General features: G+C 35.7%; 24 protein-coding genes and 1 tRNA gene. 14 read left to right on the plus strand and 11 right to left on the minus strand.

Translation table 11 applies throughout. The annotated features are described in order from the left end of the window. Positions 1-11: 11 nt before the first annotated feature. Genes KM885_RS10570 through KM885_RS10585 form a run of 4 tightly spaced genes read right to left on the minus strand, consistent with a single transcriptional unit; the run spans position 12 to position 3,139 of the window. Positions 12-1,223 (minus strand): hypothetical protein, encoded by a 1,212-nt coding sequence (locus KM885_RS10570; RefSeq protein ID WP_060667802.1) that lies wholly within the window; start codon positions 1,221-1,223, stop codon positions 12-14. Between the two features lie 15 nt (positions 1,224-1,238). Next, positions 1,239-2,081, minus strand: coding sequence for a hypothetical protein (locus tag KM885_RS10575; RefSeq protein WP_047185590.1), 843 nt, complete (start codon positions 2,079-2,081; stop codon positions 1,239-1,241). Continuing rightward, entirely contained in the window at positions 2,078-2,767 is a 690-nt protein-coding gene (locus KM885_RS10580; protein ID WP_060667801.1) for an ATP-binding cassette domain-containing protein, read from the minus strand. The genes KM885_RS10575 and KM885_RS10580 overlap by 4 nt, the downstream gene beginning before the upstream one ends. A gap of 12 nt (positions 2,768-2,779) precedes the next feature. Continuing rightward, positions 2,780-3,139: a GntR family transcriptional regulator gene (locus KM885_RS10585; RefSeq protein WP_047185592.1), complete on the minus strand. Its 360-nt coding sequence runs from the start codon at positions 3,137-3,139 to the stop codon at positions 2,780-2,782. Positions 3,140-3,586: 447 nt separating this feature from the next. On the opposite strand from KM885_RS10585, the gene KM885_RS10590 reads away from it, so the two are divergent. Genes KM885_RS10590 through KM885_RS17910 form a run of 3 tightly spaced genes read left to right on the plus strand, consistent with a single transcriptional unit; the run spans position 3,587 to position 4,795 of the window. Next, positions 3,587-4,354, plus strand: coding sequence for an exodeoxyribonuclease III (locus KM885_RS10590; protein WP_047185593.1), 768 nt, complete (start codon positions 3,587-3,589; stop codon positions 4,352-4,354). Between the two features lie 43 nt (positions 4,355-4,397). Then, entirely contained in the window at positions 4,398-4,607 is a 210-nt protein-coding gene (locus KM885_RS17905) for a VOC family protein (protein WP_244986985.1), read from the plus strand. Further along, a complete protein-coding gene (locus KM885_RS17910; RefSeq protein WP_244986986.1) occupies positions 4,604-4,795 on the plus strand; it encodes a VOC family protein in 192 nt (63 codons plus the stop codon). Before KM885_RS17905 ends, KM885_RS17910 begins: the two co-directional genes overlap by 4 nt. 42 nt (positions 4,796-4,837) lie before the next feature. Here KM885_RS17910 and KM885_RS10600 read toward each other — a convergent pair whose 3' ends face one another. Further along, entirely contained in the window at positions 4,838-5,785 is a 948-nt protein-coding gene (locus tag KM885_RS10600; RefSeq protein WP_047185594.1) for an MBL fold metallo-hydrolase, read from the minus strand. A 297-nt stretch (positions 5,786-6,082) separates the two neighbouring features. On the opposite strand from KM885_RS10600, the gene KM885_RS10605 reads away from it, so the two are divergent. From KM885_RS10605 to KM885_RS10635, 7 genes are all read left to right on the plus strand, one after another. Beyond that, positions 6,083-6,694: a spore coat protein gene (locus KM885_RS10605; RefSeq protein WP_047185595.1), complete on the plus strand. Its 612-nt coding sequence runs from the start codon at positions 6,083-6,085 to the stop codon at positions 6,692-6,694. A gap of 116 nt (positions 6,695-6,810) precedes the next feature. Further along, a complete protein-coding gene (locus KM885_RS10610) occupies positions 6,811-7,614 on the plus strand; it encodes a TIGR00266 family protein (RefSeq protein ID WP_216883943.1) in 804 nt (267 codons plus the stop codon). Between the two features lie 103 nt (positions 7,615-7,717). After that, entirely contained in the window at positions 7,718-7,900 is a 183-nt protein-coding gene (locus KM885_RS10615) for a YfhD family protein (protein WP_047185597.1), read from the plus strand. Between the two features lie 94 nt (positions 7,901-7,994). Beyond that, positions 7,995-8,441, plus strand: a complete 447-nt coding sequence (locus KM885_RS10620) for a YueI family protein (protein ID WP_047185598.1) — start codon at positions 7,995-7,997, stop codon at positions 8,439-8,441. A gap of 401 nt (positions 8,442-8,842) precedes the next feature. Then, complete coding sequence (locus tag KM885_RS10625; protein WP_047185599.1) at positions 8,843-9,091, plus strand: hypothetical protein; 249 nt, start codon at positions 8,843-8,845, stop codon at positions 9,089-9,091. Positions 9,092-9,193: 102 nt separating this feature from the next. Next, complete coding sequence (locus KM885_RS10630; protein WP_047185600.1) at positions 9,194-9,718, plus strand: type 1 glutamine amidotransferase domain-containing protein; 525 nt, start codon at positions 9,194-9,196, stop codon at positions 9,716-9,718. A gap of 164 nt (positions 9,719-9,882) precedes the next feature. Then, on the plus strand, positions 9,883-11,868 hold the full coding sequence (locus tag KM885_RS10635) for an acetoacetate--CoA ligase (protein ID WP_204798288.1): 1,986 nt from the start codon (positions 9,883-9,885) through the stop codon (positions 11,866-11,868). Between the two features lie 20 nt (positions 11,869-11,888). Here the strand turns inward: KM885_RS10635 and panF are convergent, their stop codons facing one another. After that, complete coding sequence (panF, locus tag KM885_RS10640; protein WP_204798289.1) at positions 11,889-13,343, minus strand: sodium/pantothenate symporter; 1,455 nt, start codon at positions 13,341-13,343, stop codon at positions 11,889-11,891. Next, complete coding sequence (locus KM885_RS10645; RefSeq protein WP_047185603.1) at positions 13,340-13,630, minus strand: YhdT family protein; 291 nt, start codon at positions 13,628-13,630, stop codon at positions 13,340-13,342. The genes panF and KM885_RS10645 overlap by 4 nt, the downstream gene beginning before the upstream one ends. A 128-nt stretch (positions 13,631-13,758) precedes the next feature. On the opposite strand from KM885_RS10645, the gene KM885_RS10650 reads away from it, so the two are divergent. After that, positions 13,759-13,831: transfer RNA gene (locus KM885_RS10650), tRNA-Ala, on the plus strand. A gap of 87 nt (positions 13,832-13,918) precedes the next feature. Here the strand turns inward: KM885_RS10650 and KM885_RS10655 are convergent. Next, entirely contained in the window at positions 13,919-14,239 is a 321-nt protein-coding gene (locus KM885_RS10655) for a magnetosome magnetite crystal formation protein family (protein ID WP_047185604.1), read from the minus strand. Between the two features lie 296 nt (positions 14,240-14,535). Here KM885_RS10655 and KM885_RS10660 point away from each other — a divergent pair, with 296 nt between their 5' ends. Further along, positions 14,536-15,126, plus strand: coding sequence for a hypothetical protein (locus KM885_RS10660; protein WP_128723429.1), 591 nt, complete (start codon positions 14,536-14,538; stop codon positions 15,124-15,126). Between the two features lie 458 nt (positions 15,127-15,584). On the opposite strand, the gene KM885_RS10665 is transcribed toward KM885_RS10660, so the two are convergent. After that, on the minus strand, positions 15,585-16,328 hold the full coding sequence (locus KM885_RS10665) for a MerR family transcriptional regulator (protein ID WP_047185606.1): 744 nt from the start codon (positions 16,326-16,328) through the stop codon (positions 15,585-15,587). A 271-nt stretch (positions 16,329-16,599) separates the two neighbouring features. Here KM885_RS10665 and KM885_RS10670 point away from each other — a divergent pair, with 271 nt between their 5' ends. Beyond that, entirely contained in the window at positions 16,600-17,082 is a 483-nt protein-coding gene (locus tag KM885_RS10670; protein ID WP_204798290.1) for a hypothetical protein, read from the plus strand. Between the two features lie 68 nt (positions 17,083-17,150). After that, entirely contained in the window at positions 17,151-17,342 is a 192-nt protein-coding gene (locus KM885_RS10675) for a hypothetical protein (RefSeq protein ID WP_145523745.1), read from the plus strand. Positions 17,343-17,396: 54 nt separating this feature from the next. Here the strand turns inward: KM885_RS10675 and KM885_RS10680 are convergent, their stop codons facing one another. After that, positions 17,397-18,941 (minus strand): BCCT family transporter, encoded by a 1,545-nt coding sequence (locus KM885_RS10680; protein WP_216883944.1) that lies wholly within the window; start codon positions 18,939-18,941, stop codon positions 17,397-17,399. A 288-nt stretch (positions 18,942-19,229) separates the two neighbouring features. Next, entirely contained in the window at positions 19,230-20,057 is an 828-nt protein-coding gene (locus KM885_RS10685; RefSeq protein ID WP_047185610.1) for a squalene/phytoene synthase family protein, read from the minus strand. Between the last annotated feature and the right edge of the window lie 173 nt (positions 20,058-20,230).

A 20,230-nucleotide genomic window follows, 5' to 3' on the forward strand; every position in this document is an offset into this window, starting at 1 on the left:
CCACATTTTCTTTATTCAAAAGCTAGTTCATTTAAATCTAAAAATACATTTTCCAATTCTCTGTCTGCGCTCATTTTCCCTTCATAAACTAACTTTCCAGTCTTTTCGTCTAACACAAATAAATTAGCGGTGGAACCTTCTAAACTTGAATTAGGGATATACATTTTTCCATCATGGAAAACGATAAATATATTACCATCATATAAATCTAATGTAGTTGGAACTTCAGTCGTATTCAGCTCCCCATTATCCATTTGATAACGAATTAACTCAAATCCGCTTTTCGTTTTATTTAAGAAGTAAACCGCCCCTTCGTGAACATAAGCTGTTTTGTCCGCGCCTAATCCTTCATCCGGTATTTTCAGCTCTTTTAATTCATTTGTTCCAAAATGATAAGCAAAGAAATCGGAACTCTCTGTTTTATAATATGTTTCGTAATCATCGTATTCATCATATTCACCGACTTCTTTTATATGGTCCAATCGGAAGACAAAATAATCTTCCTTTCCAATATCTGTATCATTATTTACTTCAACCAACTCAGTCCATCCTTTATCGGAATGATCTGTTTTATTTTCAAAGATGACTTCATCATCAATAAGAGACCCATTCTCTATATTAATACGGTAAACATGGTAACCCTCTTCTGTTTCTGGTTTATTTGGATCATGGGTATAGAAGTTTCGTGTAGTGATAAAAACGTCCTTTTCATCCGCTTGAACATCCACCACATTCAAATAGTTGATATTATTTTCAGGTATCTCCACTTGGAAATCTGTTGTTTCATTTGTTTCTTTATCTAACATTTCAATTTTAAAACCTTCGTCAGATTCTTTACCGAATGTATCTGCATAGATTAACCTTTTATCATCTTCAAAAAAGGATGATGAACTTTCATTTTTTCCACGCATGAATTTCCGATAATCTGATTGTAATCTTTTTATCGTTGAGTCCTGAAAACCTTCCGTCATATTATCAAAATAAGAACGTTCACTTTGATAAATCGTATCTTCAGGTGTAATCCTAACATCTTCCCCAAACTCTTTGTAGTTGTCAATGTAGCTTCCCATAAATATTAAGCCGTCCACGACACCCTCATCGCCACTTACCTTCTCTAAATGAAATTCTGGATAATCAGGACTAGCAAAGGCATTTTGAATATAATAGGTTCCAATACCTAAGATAACAATTGCCGCAAGTACAATTACTTTCCAATAACGCATGTTTCTCGCCCTCCTTTAAACCGTTACTTTCCGATTTAGAAGATAATGACTAACCCAAATCGAAATTCCTGTTACAATAATGCCTAAAATAACTTCTATAATGAATAATTCCTCTGGATAAAAATAGCCAAATTCAGAAAACACTTCTATGATAAATGGTGATAAAAAGATAACTAATGCAAAAATACAGTACGCTACACCGAAGATAATTCCTTTTATACGATAGCTTCTTTCAAAGAGAATGGCAGTAAACAACGTAAATACCGTCATAAAACCAATTCCGTAATTAATGAAAAATTGAACAATGCTAGTAGGTAGAAGTATTTGTAAATATCCGTAGTACCCAGAACCATTAACTATCTCCCTTATAGTCATATCCACCCGCAAATCAAAGGGAACAATTGTCTGAAATATGATATTCTCAATTGGAAGAAGGATTAATTGAATGCTTACTAAACCTAAGACCATTAAGAAAATAGCACTTGCTTTTGCCAACAAAATGTTAATTCTTGCTGTCGGTAGCATTAATAAACGATAGATAAACGTGTTTTTTCCAAACCAATCTCGGTACCAAATAAAGAAGCAATAAAAGATTAAAGCTGCTGCACTCAATCCCACAGGTAAGATAAACCATCTAGAAAACAGGATGCGAGACATGGTTAACGGCCAATACGTTTCTAAAAATTGGGCTAAGTTCATAGATCCATCTAACATCTCACCATTTGCCAGGTTCATAAATTGGTTAGATTCCACAATCACACCAACTATTTGCGAAATGATAACAATCCCAATTAAAGCTAAATAGATTTTCATAAACCGCTTCAACTCGAAATCAACTAACTTTACATAGTTTTTCATTTCTGATAAACCTCCCTCATGACATCCACGACGGACTTCCCTTCCAATTCCCGAACTTCTTCTGTACGAAAATCCCTTAATACAATTCCATCGTCAAGAAGGACAGCCCTATCAATTAAATGTTCAATGTCATTAATTTCATGTGTTGTAATGATAACCCCACGATCTTCTACCAGATGACTGGTGAATACTTCCGCAATCTGTTCCCTACTAAAAATATCAATTCCTGAGAAAGGCTCATCCATTAATAAATAGTCCACATCAAGTCCAAGACCTAGTAACAGATTAACCTTCGCTGTATTCCCTTTTGATAAACTCGATATTTTCTCTTCCTCTTTCAAACGGAAAAACGAAAGTAATTCTTTAGCACGTTCTTCATTCCAGCTTTTATAAAAGTCCTTCATAAACTGTAACGCTTCACCTATCTTCATTTGTGGAAGCATAGTAATGGCATCAGGAATAAAGGTTATCTTTTCATAACTTTCTTTTGTTAGTCTTTCGCCGTCTATTAATATTTCCCCACCTTTTATTGGGGTGAGATTCATAATGGCATTCATAATCGTTGTTTTCCCCGCACCATTGATACCAATTAAGCACGTGATTTCTCCCTTATTTGCAGTAAATGAAACTCCTTTAAGTACTTTCTTAAGCCCAAAGTTTTTCTTGATATCTTTTACCTCGATCATATTTCTTCCCCCCTATTCTTCTACGTATTTCTCTTTCAATAATCCAACTACTTCATCAAATGAGGCATTAATCGGCTTAATGGCTGCTACGAAATTTTCAATAGCCTCTAAAATTATTTCGTTTCGCATTTGGCCAATTACTTCTTCATTGTTCGTAATCCTACTTGGACTATTTCCCTCTGTAAAAATCAAACCAGCTTCCTCCATTTCTTTATACGCACGTTGCGCTGTGTTAGGATTAATCTTTAATTGATTTGCTATTTCTCTTCTAGATGGGATTTCCTGTCCTGGCTCGTAATGACCTGTTGCAATTTGTTCCTTAAAATGCCGAACGACTTGAATATAAACAGGATCCCTTTTGTTAAATTTCATAAAAACATCTCCTAAGTATGTTTTAGTTTTAGTGTATTACCACCTTAATACACCTTTTGTAAAAAAATATTAATAATGTATTATCCGATTAATACAGCCTCCTGTGTATTATATGATTAATACATCGTAGCTGTCAATACAATTTCAAATAAAATATTTTATTTCGACATAATATTTCCCTGGTAATATTTTCTCAACAAAATTAGACCCTATTCGCTGTTTTACCTTCATTGTTTCATGCTTATTTGTGATAAAATGTCTAATAGTGCATGTTCAAAAAGGAGGATGAAAAGGAACGAGGTCGGCTAAATGCGTAATGTCCTGGGACTTCGATTACTTGTCCCACCGTAAAGATTTGTTGCAACGCTCTCCCTATGTCATTTTCACCGGACTTTTTGAACAACCTCTAATAGCTTGATTTTTTGCAAGGCAAAGGAGAGTTTATTAATGAAAATAGTATCATGGAACGTAAACGGATTACGTGCCTGTGTGCGAAAAGGATTCTTAGATTATTTTCATAAAGTCGATGCAGACATCTTCTGTGTACAGGAAATAAAACTACAAGATGGACAAATTAACCTTGAATTAGAAGGTTATCATCAATATTGGAATTACGCTGAAAGAAAAGGGTATTCGGGAACAGCTGTTTTTACTAAACAAAAGCCGTTGTCTGTAACCTATAGCGTTGGTACAAAGGAAACAGAAAAGGAAGGTAGAATCATTACATTAGAATTCGATACCTTTTATTTAGTCAATGTATATACACCGAACTCCAAAAGAGATCTAACTAGATTAGACTATCGTTTGGAATGGGAAGATGAACTATACCATTATTTAAAACAATTGGACGAGAAAAAGCCAATTATATATTGTGGGGATTTAAACGTGGCACACCAGGAAATTGATTTAAAAAATCATAAAACAAATCATGGTAACTCTGGATTTACTACCGAAGAGCGTGGAAAAATGACGCGTTTATTAGACTCTGGATTTATTGATACGCTTCGTTATTTCTATCCGGATAAAGATGACATCTATACATGGTGGTCCTATATGAAAACGATCCGTGAGCGAAATATAGGATGGAGAATTGATTACTTTATAGTCTCTGAACGAATGAAGGACCTTTTAATTGACTCCCACGTCCGCTCCGACATATTAGGAAGCGATCATTGTCCAATTATGTTAGAGATAAAATCCCCAAACCTAGATTAAATCAAAGAAAAAAAGAAATACTGTTTATTATGGAGGTTACGAAATGAATAAACTTATTCCGCATCTACGCATTGAAAATTGTAAAGAAGCAATTGAATATTATCAACAGATTTTTGGTGGAAAAATTAAGAATACACAGTTAGCAGATGGGATTGAAATGTTTAAGGGGCATGAAGGGAAATACATCCACGCAGAATTACACATAAATGAAGATTGTATTATCTATTTGCAGACTCACTGGGCAAACAAATGATAAATGGAAACAACATTCTCTTCGGACCTGATTTAGAAAGCGAAGAAGAAATAACTAAAATTTATAATGATTTGTCTCAAGAAGGTGAAATCCAAATGGAGTTACAAGATACCTTTTGGGGTGCTAAACATGCAATAGTGAAAGATAAATACGGAATAGCATGGGAATTAAATTATACGAAAAAATAATTAACAAAGCACTCAAGTCTTCACCTTGAGTGCTTTCGCTTTTTACTGTTTGATTTTCTGAAAATAGTCGATAATTCCTAAAGCACTTACCTGCATATCTAAGTTGATAATAATGTATACCTCATGTTCATTGGGAATTCCTAACTCTCTTAACTCTTCTTTAACTTTTCCTAACAATCTTTGCGCAAGAACATCATAGCCCTTTCCTTCAGCTATTACCTGTTCTCCCTCATCGACAAAAATATCTAACCAACGAGAAACTTGACTTAAAGCATCGTCTACTTTTTCAGACCAACTAAAATGACCATAATAAATTCGACTAACATTCAATTCTTTAATCTTATGGATTGAATTCTTCATTGCATTTGGGTCGAAATGATTCGGTGAAGTGGACGGCAAGAAGAAATCAATTCCCAGTTGACTAAGTTGTTCATATCGAATTCCTACCGTATCCCCAGTAAATATTCCATTACTAACAGGGTCTAATATACTAAAATGATGTTTGGAATGACCTGGTGTATCGAAAAACTTAAGCGTACAATTAGGACCTATTTGTAACGTATCTCCCTCTGTTTTTACAATAATTTGATCTTCTGGTACAGGTAATATGGGATCAAATAACTCCGAAAAGCTATCACCATACACCGCTCTAGCCCCTGCAGCTAATTTTCTTGGATTAATTAAATGACGTTCCCCTCTTGGATGTACAACAACTTTTGCATTCGGACATTCCCTAATCAATAAACCAGCTCCACCTGAGTGATCAAGATGAATATGTGTGACTATAATATATTTGACTTGATCAAGAGAAAATCCAAGTGATTCTAACCCTTTTTTAACATATTTAATGGACGGACTTGGCCCAGTTTCAATAAGTGTAAGTTCTTCCTCATCAATCACATACGTTCCAGTTCGGTTGGCAATATCTAAATCAAATCCATCAATAAGTGAAATCCTCTCATCAATTCGAATTGGATCTTTTTCCTTCATGAATCCTTCCCCCTTTAAAAATTAATCTTGCCTTTATGTTAGCACAAAAAGCGGAATACGTTTACATTGAAGGGTTTGACATAGTTGGGAAATTTAGTAGGCATTGATAAATCAGGACTTGTTCGCGGAATATCAACTTTCGTCTTTAATATCAGCACCCGGCATAGATTTGCGAAAAATACTTCTCATCTGATAAAACTCCAAACCATTTTTTGCATTTATTAGCAGATTTAAAATCGAATAAGTCTTCCTTGTTCGTTAATAATAATTGTGACCAAATTCAAGGAGGTTATTTTATTGCATACTCAACAAAACCAAAATTTACAAGGTTCTTCTCAAATCCCAGATCAGTTTAGTCATGGTGGACACGAACTAATGGATGCCCATGAAGCTATCGGTGGATTAGTTGGAGGAATGGAGCAGTACATGCTTTATGAGCAACATGTACAAGATCCAGAATTAAAAACGATGATGACAAAGCATAAAGCTTATATCACACAAGTTTACAATTCACTTGTACAAGCTTTGAAGACAGGTCAAGAACCAACAATCAAAACACAAACGTATAATTTCAGCCAAACAAGTAATAACACTATTTATGGTATGCAACCAACTCAACCTAAAACCCCTGCACAATCCGTTAATGAAATTAACGATCAGTGTGTATCTGGGTTTATGATGGGAATTTTAAAATCCAATGCGTCTGCCTTCACATTGGCTGCCCTTGAAGCTACAAACCCTGTAGTACGTCGAGTTTTTGCTGATAGTATTCCTAACATTATTGAGATGGCTTATGAACTGTTCTTGTATCAAAACCGAAACCAATACTATCAAGTTCCTCAATTAAAACAAGAGGACATGCAAATTTATATGAATAGTTTTGGAGTAGTCCAAGGTCAAACTCATTAATAGTGAAAAACGTGCGCTCTATTTAGGATCGCACGTTTTTTTAAAAGTTTTTGAATCCTAATTCTTTATTAAAACGTATATTCATTAATTACATATTAAGGAGAGGAAATGAAAACATGAATAACCATGAAATTGACTATAAAATATACGGAGATGACATGCAATTTGTCGAGGTTGAACTAGATCCGGATGAAACCGTAATTGCGGAAGCTGGAGGTTTGATGATGATGGATGACTCAATCAAGATGGAAACCATTTTTGGCGACGGTTCCTCCAATCAAGGCAGTGGACTAATGGGTAAACTTCTAGGGGCTGGGAAACGTGTTTTAACAGGAGAAAGCCTATTTATGACGGCTTTTACGAATTTAGGAGTAGGTAAAAAACATGTTTCATTTGCATCACCTTACCCCGGTAAAATTATTCCAATGGATTTAAGTCAAATGAACGGAAAACTTATTTGCCAAAAAGATGCATTTCTTGCAGCGGCAAAAGGAGTTTCTGTTGGTATTGAATTCCAAAAGAAACTTGGTACAGGTTTCTTTGGTGGTGAAGGATTCTTAATGCAGAAATTAGAAGGCGATGGAATGTCCTTCGTTCATGCAGGTGGAACGATTCATAGAAAGGATTTATCCCCTGGAGAAATGATTCGAGTAGATACAGGATGTCTTGTTGCTATGACAGGAGATGTCGATTACAACATTGAATACGTTGGTGGAATCAAAACAGCATTATTTGGTGGAGAAGGGTTATTCTTTGCAACATTACGTGGTCCAGGAACCGTTTGGATTCAATCCTTACCATTTAGCAGATTAGCTAGTCGTGTATTTGCTTCTGCGCCTCAACGTGCAGGTTCTGATTCCAAAGGGGAAGGTAGTATAGCCGGTGGATTATTCGATTTTCTAGGTGGAGATCGAAATTAACATTTACTTGTCTACCATAATATGCCCCCTTTTTTAAGGTGTAAGAATAGACAATTTACACATACTATCTATGTAAAATCCTTTAAGAAGGAGTGGATTTTTCATGGGTGGAAGAGACAGCCACAACAGCAACAGTAAAAACTTCTTAGCACAAACTCCGAAGAATCAAATATCCGATGGTCGAGATATTGAATTCTCACAAGAGTTAGCTGATGCTGAGGATGTAAAGGCATTAGAAAGAAGTAAAGCTGCTGATCAGAGAGCAAAACAAAGAAAAAATTTATAAAGAAAATGACTTGTTAAGGCGGTTCTAATTTGAATCGCCTTCTTTATTTAGTAAAATGAGGGTGAATACAACATAGAATAGAGGATGAAATAAATTGAGCGGTAAGGAAGTAAATGATTATCTCACAGAAGGAATGTACGGTACACGACTACCAAAGGAAGAAGAAAGAAAAAAATACTTAGGAACCTTACGAGAAAGAATCGTACTCGCTCTTACAGTTGGACAAATCATGTCTGATAAAGGAATCGATAAATTAGAAGATGCAATGAAGGAAAATAAGGGAGCTAAGCTTTTAATCAATGGTCATGTTTCATCACGATTTTTAACTGAGGAAAAAGCGTTAGCCAATAAGTATAACATTCCCTATACAATCATTACAGATGAAACAAATGAAACAGATATTGGTGCAGTTTTAGCATTTGATTATGCTGTTGATAAAGAGGATATATTTGTAAAAGAAATACAAAAGAAAGATGAAAATAGTATAAAGGATGAAAAGAATAACTCCCTTTTCTCAAAAGTAAAGAAGTGGTTTAAATAATGGTCTGTTCCTGGTCTAAAGGGAACAGACCCTTTTTTTCGTAGTACAAATCCCGCGCAATTCCATGCAAAATTGTGAGGTCGCTTGTCACGGACAATTCATATCTGGCTCAAGCTTCATTTGGCCGTGAGAATACCAATCACGGACAATTCATTCTTGGTTCACTCCTCATTTGGCCGTGAGAATGCCGATCACGGACAATTCATTCTTGGTTCACGCCCCATTTGGCAGTGAGAACACCTGTCACGGACAATTCTTTCCCGGATCACTCTATTTTTGGCCGTGAGAACGCCCATCAAGGACAATTCATACCCAGATCAAGCCTCAATTGTCCATGAGAACGATTTTATTCTAATAGTTTTTTCAAAGCGAGGAATAATAAGCCAAGGAGGTGTTTTGTAATGAGTCAAGCTTATCGTTGTCCAAATTGCAAAACAAACAGATCACGTTTTAATTTAATTGAACAAGTTCCGAAACCGGTAAAATTAGATGCGAATACTGGTGAGGTCTTAAATGAATACACAAATGACCAAGTAGAAGTATTTCATAATCTATATAAAGGCCCAGATTACCGGATTCAATGTGCATATTGTGGATTAATTGAGGATGAACGTACTTTTATACAGTACGCCAAGTATGATGGGCAATAAAGAATTACCAAACATTACTCCTAATAGAGTAATGTTTTTTCATACAAAAACATTCGTTACTCTGATACACTAAAATAAGGACTCATTACAAGGAGGAATAAGATGCGTCTAAAAGATAAGAAAGTCATAGCACTTATTGAAGATGACTTTGAAGATCTAGAACTTTGGTATCCCGTGCTTCGTCTTAGAGAAGAAGGGGCAACCGTTCATTTAGTTGGGAAAGAAGCAAATAAAAAATACATCGGAAAATATGGCGTTCCCGCTGAATCTGACTTTGCGTTTGATGATATAAAAGTTGATGATTATCAGGCTATTTTAGTACCTGGTGGTTGGGCCCCTGATAAATTAAGACGCTATCCACAAGTGATAGAAATGGTACAGACAATGGACAAGTCTCAAAAGGTAATTGGCCAAATTTGTCATGCTGGATGGGTTCTGATTTCTGCAAATATTTTAAACGGAGTCAAAGTAACAAGTACACCGGGAATCAAAGATGATATGACGAATGCTGGAGCGGAATGGTTTGATGAAGCTGTCGTGGCGGATCGTCATATTGTTTCAAGTCGCAGGCCACCTGATTTACCAGACTATATGAGGGTTTTCATTGATACCCTAGCTGAAAAGTAGCAACAACCTTGTCATTTTAAACCTTTCATAAACATATTATTTTAGTAAAAACAACCAGGTATTCTCTAATTGATAGCGAATGCCTGGTTTTTTAAATAGACTTTCCTCCGTAACATTATATATAATTATAAATAGTCAAATTATTTATTAGGGGGAGTGATGAAATGGGCACAATTAAAGAAGGAACTCTATTATGGGAACCAAGTGAAGAGCAAATAGAGAGAGCTAATATCACCGAATACATAAGTTGGTTAAAGTCACATAAAAACTTAAACTTCTCTAATTATCAATCGCTTTGGCAATGGTCTGTCGATGATGTTGAATCATTCTGGGCATCGATTTGGGAGTACTTTCAAATTCAATCTAAAAATCCATATGAAACTGTGTTAACAACTCATGCAATGCCGGGTGCAAAATGGTTTCCTGAATCACTTATTAATTATACGGAACACATTTTTAAAAATAGAAAAGATGACCAAATCGCTATTATACATACTTCTGAAAATAGAGAGAAAGCCGAAGTAACTTGGAAGAAGCTTTATGAAGATACAGCAAAAGTGCAACAAACATTTAAAAAATTAGGTGTAGTCAAGGGAGATCGTGTCGTTGCTTATATGCCAAATATTTACGAAACCGTTGTTTGTTTCTTAGCAACAGCAAGCCTTGGTGCAATCTGGTCTAGCGCTTCTCCGGACTTTGGCACCCAAAGTGTTATTGACCGCTTCAAACAAATTGAACCTAAAATAATGATTGCAATTGACGGATACGAATATGGTGGTAAAACATTTAACAGAACGGAAACCGTCACCAAAATCCAATCCGAACTACCAACCCTAGAAGCAACGATTGCTATTCCATATTTAGATGATTCAAATGCTAATTTTAATGCTTATAAAAATCCGATTCATTGGGACCGAGTTGTTTCATTTAACGAGTCCAAACCAGCACTCACCTATGAATATGTCCCTTTTAATGACCCACTGTGGATATTGTTTTCCTCTGGGACAACTGGTAAACCAAAAGCAATTGTTCAAAGCCAAGGTGGTATTTTATTAGAGCATTTAAAAGCATTAACTTTTCATGTTGACCTTGCTGAAGAGAGTCGCTTTTTCTGGTTTACGACAACAGGTTGGATGATGTGGAATTTCCTTGTAGGAGGATTACTTACTGGTAGTACCATCATTTTGTACGATGGAAATCCTAGTTATCCCGATAAAAACAGACTCTGGAAGTTAGCAGAAGAAACAAAAGCAACTGTTTTTGGAACTAGTGCTAGTTATATTTCCGCTTGTATGAAAGATGGTATGAAGCCAGGAGAATCCTTTGATTTATCATCCTTAAAGAATATAAGCTCGACAGGCTCCCCTCTTCCTCCAGAAGGCTTCCAGTGGTGTTATGATAATGTCAAAAGGGATTTATGGATAGCTTCAGTGAGTGGTGGTACGGATGTATGTTCAGCATTTATTTTAGGCTCGCCCATTCTTCCAGTTCATGCCGGTGAATTACAATGTCGTGGCTTGGGTGCAAAGATAGAGAGTTTTGATGATAAAGCACAAAGTAAAATTAATGAAATTGGAGAACTTGTTTTAACAGAACCATTCCCTTCCATGCCAATCTTTTTCTGGAATGATAAAAATGGATCCCGTCTAAATGAAAGCTATTTTGATGTATACCCAGGGATTTGGCGACATGGGGATTACTTAAAAATTACAGATCGAGGTACTTGTGTCATCTATGGTCGATCAGATGCAACGATTAATCGTGGTGGAATCCGAATTGGGACAAGTGAAATATACCGTGCAGTAGATAATATTAATGAAGTTTCCGATAGTTTAATTGTGGATGTACCGAATCAAAATGGGGATTCGACTACCCCACTATTCGTTGTGATGAAAGATGGTTACACCTTAACAAATGAGTTAAAACAAGCCATTAAAGAACAAATTCGCACTCAATGTTCCCCAAGACATGTTCCTACAGGTATTTATGAAGTTCCTGATTTACCTAGAACATTAAATGGCAAAAAGCTGGAAGTACCTATTAAGAAGTTATTAATGGGGAAACCAGTCGATCAAGTAGTCAATAAAGGATCATTAACCAATGCAAAGGCATTAGATTATTTTATAAAGTTTGCTGAAAAATACGATTAAAAAAAAGAGGGGAACGAATCTCATAGATTGGTCCCCTCCCCATTTAAACTTAACTGCTTTTTCTTATACATAAGGCTAAATCCTACATAGGCAAGAAAGGATAAAAACATAGCTGAAACAACGGTGTGCATTCCTAGTGGGTCTGGATAAAAGGATTCGAATAGAACATAGGAAACGATACCAACCACCATCGAGGCGATTGCTCCATATTTATTCCCCTTTTTCCAATAAAGCCCCATAATAATCGGCCACATAAATGTTACTTCTAGTCCACCTATTGCAAAAAGATTCATCCAAATAATTAAATCTGGTGGGTCTATCGCAATTAAAAATACAATGATTCCTAGTATTCCTGTTACTCCCATGCTTAGTCGCTGTATCGTTTTCCTTGATGCTTCTGGTTTAATATAATTAATGTAAACATCCTTTACGATAGTGGAACTTACTAATAACAATAAGGAGTCTACAGTCGACATAATTGCCGCTAGTGGAGCCGCTAATACAATACCAGCCAACCATGGAGGTAATACTTCAAGCGCAATTAATGGCATTACCGTATCACCAATTTCGACCCCAGGCATAACGGATCGTGCGAATACTCCAACTAAGTGCATATTTAGCATAATAAATCCAACTACAATCGTTCCAATAATAAGTGCACGATGAAGGGATTTTGTATTTTTATAGGACATCGCTCGCACAGCTATTTGTGGAAGTGCTACTACACCTATCCCAACTAAAATCCAATAAGATGAAACATAAGTTGGAGTTAATGTCCCATCAGCTCCATATGGTGTGATAAGGTTTGGATTTTCCATTCGTAAGTCCTGAATAATATTAGAAACTCCTCCACCAGCCAAAACAACACCAATTAATAAAATTAACGTTCCAACAAGCATAATTATCCCTTGAACCGCATCTGTCAACGTTACTGCACGAAATCCGCCAAATGTAACATATACTAATACAGTAATTACAAATATGAACAATGCTGAAGTATAGGGTAATCCGGTAAGGGACTCAATTAAACGTCCACCACCTATCCACTGTGCAGCCATTGTAGAGAAAAGGAATATAACAATACTAAATGCGGAAAGTAGCTCTACCCACTTAGATTGATAACGCTCCTTTAAAAAATCTACAATGGTAATTGCTTTATATTGGCGGGCTACAATGGCAAAGCGTTTTCCCAATATCATTAATGTAAAGTAACCAGTCGCTATCTGTGTTACGGATAGAAGCACCCAGCCTAGCCCTTCATTATAGGCAACACCTGGACCACCTATAAAACTACTTGCACTTCCATATGTGGCCATCATCGTCATAGCTAGTACAAAGCCACCTAAACTTCGTCCACCTAAGTAATAATCTTGAAGAAATGATTCTGATGACTCTTTTTGCCGACTAGCAAATAATCCAACTAAAAAGATTAATACTACTGTCCCAAAAAGGGTAATGGTAGCTTGCCAATTCATTTATCTTTTAACTCCTCATCCTCAAATGGTATATCTTTAAAGAAACCTTTTACTATGATAAAAACTAGTATACATATGATGATACTTCCAAGTACACAGCTATAAAAAAACCATGATGGAAATCCAAAAACATAGGAATACTCAGAAGGATCTTTACTACCCAGTCCATATGCAAAGGCAAACCACCATACAAAGTTGAATAAAAATAACCCCACACCAATTAAGGCTTCACGATTGCCTATTTTTATACGATAATCTACCTTTTGATTCTCTTTATCCTTATTCAAGGTCCATCCTCCTAGTAATTATATATTCTATATAATAATGCAATACTTAGTTAAGTGTAAATCATTTAGACCATTTATTAAATGGATATTGAAATAATTAGTATTCCCCTATATAATGGTAATAAATCGGGGCATTAGCTCAGCTGGGAGAGTGCTTCACTGGCAGTGAAGAGGTCAGGGGTTCGAGCCCCCTATGCTCCATTCATAACCAAACAAAAGAACACTCTTGCTTATTCAACTATAGAATGAGCAAGAGTGTTTTTTTCATAACTCCTTCATATCGGAATTCTAATAAGTAATTACTTTTATCCCCTTAATTATATTCCAAATAAAGTAGTATATATCAATAAGGAAACATATGACTACAGCGATGATGGTTGCAATGAAAAATGCTCCAGTAGGTTCTGATAACCCTAATCCTAAGGTTCCAAGAACAAGAATAGCAATAAGTGAAGCAATGGCTGGAATTATATGTGTCCATAGTGCTTTTTTCGCATGTAGTTTGGTTGTTTCATTTCCGAAAATCCACACAAGGATTGGAAATAAGATAGGTGCAAAAAAGATACTCCAATAACACAGTGCAGATAATAATTTATTTTCTTCTATCATAATCACCTGATTTCCTAATTAATAGATAAACAATTTGAACTTTAGCAACCAAAAACATAGTCGGAAATATCATCAATAATCCTATTACATTTAGACCTAAACTAGGCAATAGCTTTTAAAAATGTGCCCAAGACAACAAAAAGACTCTCACTCGACAAAGTAAGAATCCCCAAATTCAAAGGCGAGAGATTTCCTTCGCCCAACCATATTCTCCCCTTAGAATAACCGATTTATTCTAAGGGGTCAAGGAGTGAGTTAACTAACTAAATTTCCTTTATACTAGGGTAGGTGTTTTGTTGCATTATTTTACCACATATAGGATAATATACCCGTATTTAGATAAATTGTTAGGGGGAATCGGTATTTATGAAAAAATACTAATATTATTAATGTCATTATTTGTTGTTGCAAGCTTAGCAGCCTGTGGCGATGAAGTTACGGAAGAAAAAGATATTAATTCCGTAAACACAGATGAAGAGAATGCAAATGAAGAAAACGATGAAGAGGCGGAATCAGAAACAAAGGAAGTTGCGGAAGTTGTTGCTGATGATAATTACATAAAAGCCACATTAGTAAGTGTAGAACATAAGGTGGATGAACTTTTTGATGAAGAAAAATATACGATTAACTTCGATTTGGAAAATAAAACAAGTGATAAGCTGACCGTTCAAGCACGTGACGTTTCGATTGACGGTACAATGGTAGATGACATGGTATTCTTTAGTGAAGATATTGCCGGAGATAAAAAAGCTAACGGTAAAATGGATATCGAAAATTATGAGGGCGCTCTACCAGAAATGAAAGAGGATATTGAATTCACACTAATTATAGTTGATGATGAAACTTATGAAACTTTAGCCGAACATGATGTGAAAGTAGATTTTTAATAGATTATGTTATTAAGGCACTCTTAAACGGGTGTCTTTTTTGTTTTGTAATTATGGAGGTGGTGACCGTTTTGGTGTTCCTAACATCTTTGATTAATTTAGCTGTTGCAGGAATTAACCTCACGATAGCTATTAAAAAGCTATTAAAACAACAAAAGAAACAAAAAAGACTCTCGCTCCACTAAGCGAAAGTCCTAACCAAAACAATAGGTGAGGGATAATTCCCTCGCCTACACCATATTCTATTCAGAATATACAACATCTATACCAAAAACACAAGATTTGGAGAGTGATTACATGATTTGGATTTCTTTTGCTATTTCCTTTTAGTTTAGGAATATCTTTATATACCGTTTGGTACGCATCCTAAGACAAATAACATCCAAATAATCTGTCGGTATTTCCCAGGAAATGTTGAACATTGTCAAAACGTAATCATTACTTAATCTTGTGCCATCTTATTCCGATTGATTACGCTCAGCATATACCGCCATCGCATCTCTCATAAACTTCGCCAATCCTTCTCCAAACTTATCAATATTTTTAGTAAATCTTTCATCATCCACATACATTTGTCCAAGGCCTTTGAAGGCATCAAGAGAGTAATTACCTATTTTATTTAAATAAACGTACCATAAACCAATCTTTTCCTGAGCTATATCAGAATCAGGAGACTCATGACGGATTTCCGCCAACTTTCTGTAAATATCATTAAACTCTTTCTCTAATGATTCCCTTTCATATTTGGATAATTGTTTAATTTTAGCATTGGATTCATCTACAACATGATCGCCCCATTTTTTTCTTGCCTCATCCTCGTATGGGTTATGACTAAAATCAAACCCCTCAAACTTCTCTTTATCAGTCATTTGAATTTCTCCTTTCTTATTTTGAATCGTTTTATCAATGGTTTGAATCATTTTATCAATTCGTTTTCTTTTGTCTATCAACATCCCTCTTTGTATTTCTAATGCTTCTTCTTGTTTGTAGGAAGAGCTATTCATAATCTCTTTTATTTTTTTCAAGCTAAATCCAAGCTCTTTAAAAAACAGGATCTGTTGTAACCTTTCTAAATCCGCTTCAGAATATATACGATACCCAGATCCGTTTATCTTTTTCGGAGTTAACAAACCAATTTCATCATAATGATGAAGCGTACGTATACTCACCCCTGCTAGCTCAGATACTTCTTTTACATGCAAAAATAACCCCTCCCTTACTCACAATATAAGGTATTACGTTACGTTAGAGTCAACTGCTTTTTTCATTTTTTCCTCATTGTCCATAAAGAAGACCTTCCATCAGTGAGAAGTTGATCTCCCACCTACCCTCTTTGTTTCCTAGAAGTTTGAGGTGGTAGTCCTAATGCCGGTTTAGGTTCCTGGGTAACTGCCTATTCTTTGCTATATCTATATCAAACTAGACTTTCCCCCATATAATGTAAGGACCTAATTTTTTGAGGAGGAATATGTAATGAACTATTATGATCCTTATTACTACCATACCGAATACTATGATGATGATGAAAGGCAATTTAATTTTCCATGGAATCAAATGTTTCCTAGCCAAGGGGGGTTCCCTGGAACAGGATCCGGGATTCCAGGTGGAGGATTTCCTGGTGGGCCCGGTCAGTTTCCTGGACAGCCAAGTACGCCTGGTCAATTTCCGGGACAGCCAGGTACACCTGGGCAAGGTGAGCAACAGGCGGGGCCACCAACAGCCCCGCCACCTAACTTCACTCCCCAACAGTCACAAACCCAACTTTTTGCAGTAGATCCCGGTGCAATACGTGGTTGTTTATTTCGATTCACTTACGTTTGGTTAAGAAGAGACGCTTTCTGGTTTTACCCAACCTTTATTGGAAGAAGATCCGTTGCAGGTTACCGCTGGATTGGTTGGAGATGGGTATACTTCGGAATAGATCTTGACCAAATACAATCTTTTCAATGTTTTTAATAATATAGTTATTGGTACAATCATATTTCCTCCTTTCACATAAAATTAGAATAAAAGGAGGGGTAATGATGAACATTTTAGCTCTTTTATATTTAGCTGCTATAGCCGCTGGTTTTTCACTAATCGGACTAACAACAGTCACTACACTTTTTACAGGCCCGATTGCAACTTTAATGATTTGGATCGGGGCAATTACAGTAATTGTATTTTCAGTGGCAATCATCTTCCTTGGACTTCGCTCGCTCTTTAATAAGCTTTAAAATTAATAAAAATCCTTTACCAATTCCAATATTAGAATAGGTAAAGGATTTTTTTTAATATCTATTTACTTTCTTTCTCATTTCTCTTTCCCAAATTAAACCTTGTTGTAAAGCCATTTTTCTAGCGATTCTAGGGGCATTCCACAACGGTGGTAAGATAAGAAGTGAGACGGGTACAGCCGATATGACTATCGAATTTTGAATAGCAGTAATGCTGTCTTCTCCGATTGTCAAGATCACCGCAGTAGTAAGCCCAAAGATAGCTGCCCAAAATACACGAAGCCATTTTTTAGGATTATCGTTACCAGTTAATGTCGCAGCCACCGTATAAGCCATTGTATCTGCAGTTGTTGCAACAAAAATAATAGAAACTAATAGAAAGGCTAACCCAAATAATGTTGGGAATGGCAATTGACTGGTAATCGCCATTACCGCAGTCTCCATCCCACCTTCATTCAAAGCATTAGAAATAGATCCTGGTTTTTCAATTTCAAAGAATACTCCTGTTCCACCAACAATGGAAAACCAGAAGTTAGTAACTAATGGTGCAACAATTGAAACGGCAATGATCAATTCTCGAATGGTTCTTCCACGTGAGATTCGGCTTATAAAAACGATTAGCATAGGTGCATATCCTATAAACCATCCCCAGAAGAAAATTGTCCAACCGCCTAACCAATCATGGTCACCACGATATAAACTCATTTCAAAAAAGTTTTGAACATGGAATCCTGTACCACCTACAAAAGCATCGATAATGAAAGATGTAGGTCCGATGAAGAGTATTATAATTGCTAAAAGAATAGTGAAGTTAACATTATAATTACTTAGTATATAGATTCCACGGTCAACACCCGTTGCAGCTGAGATCCCGGAAATCGTTACTAATGCAAGCACAACAATAATACTAATCGTTAATGTATTTGGAATACCAAATAAGTGATTTAAACCATACGATATTTGTAGACCTAAAAAACCTAAAGGTCCTAAAGTCCCTGCTACCGTTGCAATAATAGAAAAAACATCCGCAGCGGTACCAATTACACTTTTATGATATATTTTCTCCCCGAAAATCGGATATAATAATCCTCTAGGTCGTAATGGTAAATTCTTTGTGTAGTGAACATACATCATTACAATGGTAGCTAATGTTCCTAATATCGCCCATGCAGTGAATCCCCAATGTAGATATGATTGTGCAAAGGCTGCTGAGATTTTATTGTTTTCCACATCACCAAATAATGGCGCTGCTTGTATAAAGTGATACATCGGTTCTGAGGCAGCCCAAAACACACCTCCACTAGCAAGTAACGTAACTAATATCATCGAAACCCAACCAAAGAAGCTATACTTCGGCTTGTCCATATTTCCTAATTTTACTTTCCCATATTTAGAAAGGGCAAGGACTATGCCAATAAGAAAATTTAATAAAAGCAAGACTTGCCAATAAGCACCAGAAAGTTCAGCGGAAAGAGAGAATAGTTTATCAATTCCTTTTCCCACCATATCACTATTTATAAACGATAAAACAATAAATACAATTAAAAATCCACCACTAATAATAAATACAGGCCAATCTAGATTCTGTTTTGATTTCACGTTTTTCCTCCTAATATTTTAGGAGCAAGTGTCTAAAATTTAATATTGCTTTGCCATTAAAGACCGTTGGATGGAATTGAATACAAGATGTTCAAAAGTATTCAATGACAAATCCACCAACTTGCTCAATTCTTTGACCAGTGTCCCATTATAGTAAACTGTGCAAAAATCGTCAAATAGACTTCTTTAAGAAAGCCCTCATACTTTTCCCCTATATAATTGATTATTCTGAATAATCCTGACGCATAATGATTGTTTAACCAATCACTAGACCGGTTAAACAAACGCTTATATGTTATTATTTAAAATTTCATCAACTGTAGATTCCACATCTTTACGGGACATCTTATCTTCGCCATTTTTCATTACGTGTAAAGTCTTTTTAGCTAAGGACGAAGGTATTTTACAGAACACTAATATTTTCTTCGTTTTTATCGATTTTATGTATTGATCAGCCATTTTTAAATTTTCTTCTGCATAATGAAATAAGTCTTCTCGAGTCCAGCCCTCTGGTAGAAAGCGAACCCCTCGTTCTGCATCTTCATCCTGATTTCTTAGCATATTAACAGCTTGTAATCCCCTGCCATAGCCAATAGCTAATTCATAATCGGTTATTGTGTTATCATACCATCTCCAAATATCAGATAACATGACACCGACAAGACCTGCAACATAATAGGTATAATCATCCAAATCCTCTTTCGTTTGAATGACAAAGTCCTTCTTAACCCATTTTGCCATACCCTTTGCCATAATACTCGTGGATTCTTTTACTTTATCCACTATTCCTTCTGGGCATACGGATAACCAATCTGACATTCTCAGTGTTACTTCAGGAAAATCAGCCGCGTAAGGCCTTAATAATTCCTCGTAAGCCGATTCGTCAAAAGATATTCCATTTAATAATTCACTTATGGAATATAAAAGTTCCTGCTTTATCTCGGGTTCAAGGGATGGATGATCCTCAATCTCATCTATTGCTCGCATACACAAATATGCAGAACCTACTGTCATCTCTAACGTGTGGTTTAATAGACTAATTGGAATGTAAAAGGTTCTACTTGTATCTTTTAATACACGCATTGTATCTTTTTGAAGTTGTTTTTCTTTACTCATTTACTTGCTTTTCTCCTTCCATGTCTATTCACCAGTATAACAAACATTCCAATTAAATTCTTTGTAAATAATTAGGTTAGTATTTTTTATACCCCATTTATAAAAAAATAAACCTAGTTTTTTAAATAAAATGAAAATGCAGTTGTACTTGTAATTACTACCAAATAATCATA

The sequence above is a fragment of the Oceanobacillus caeni genome (genome assembly GCF_019037185.1).
GTDB lineage: Bacteria > Bacillota > Bacilli > Bacillales > Amphibacillaceae > Oceanobacillus > Oceanobacillus caeni.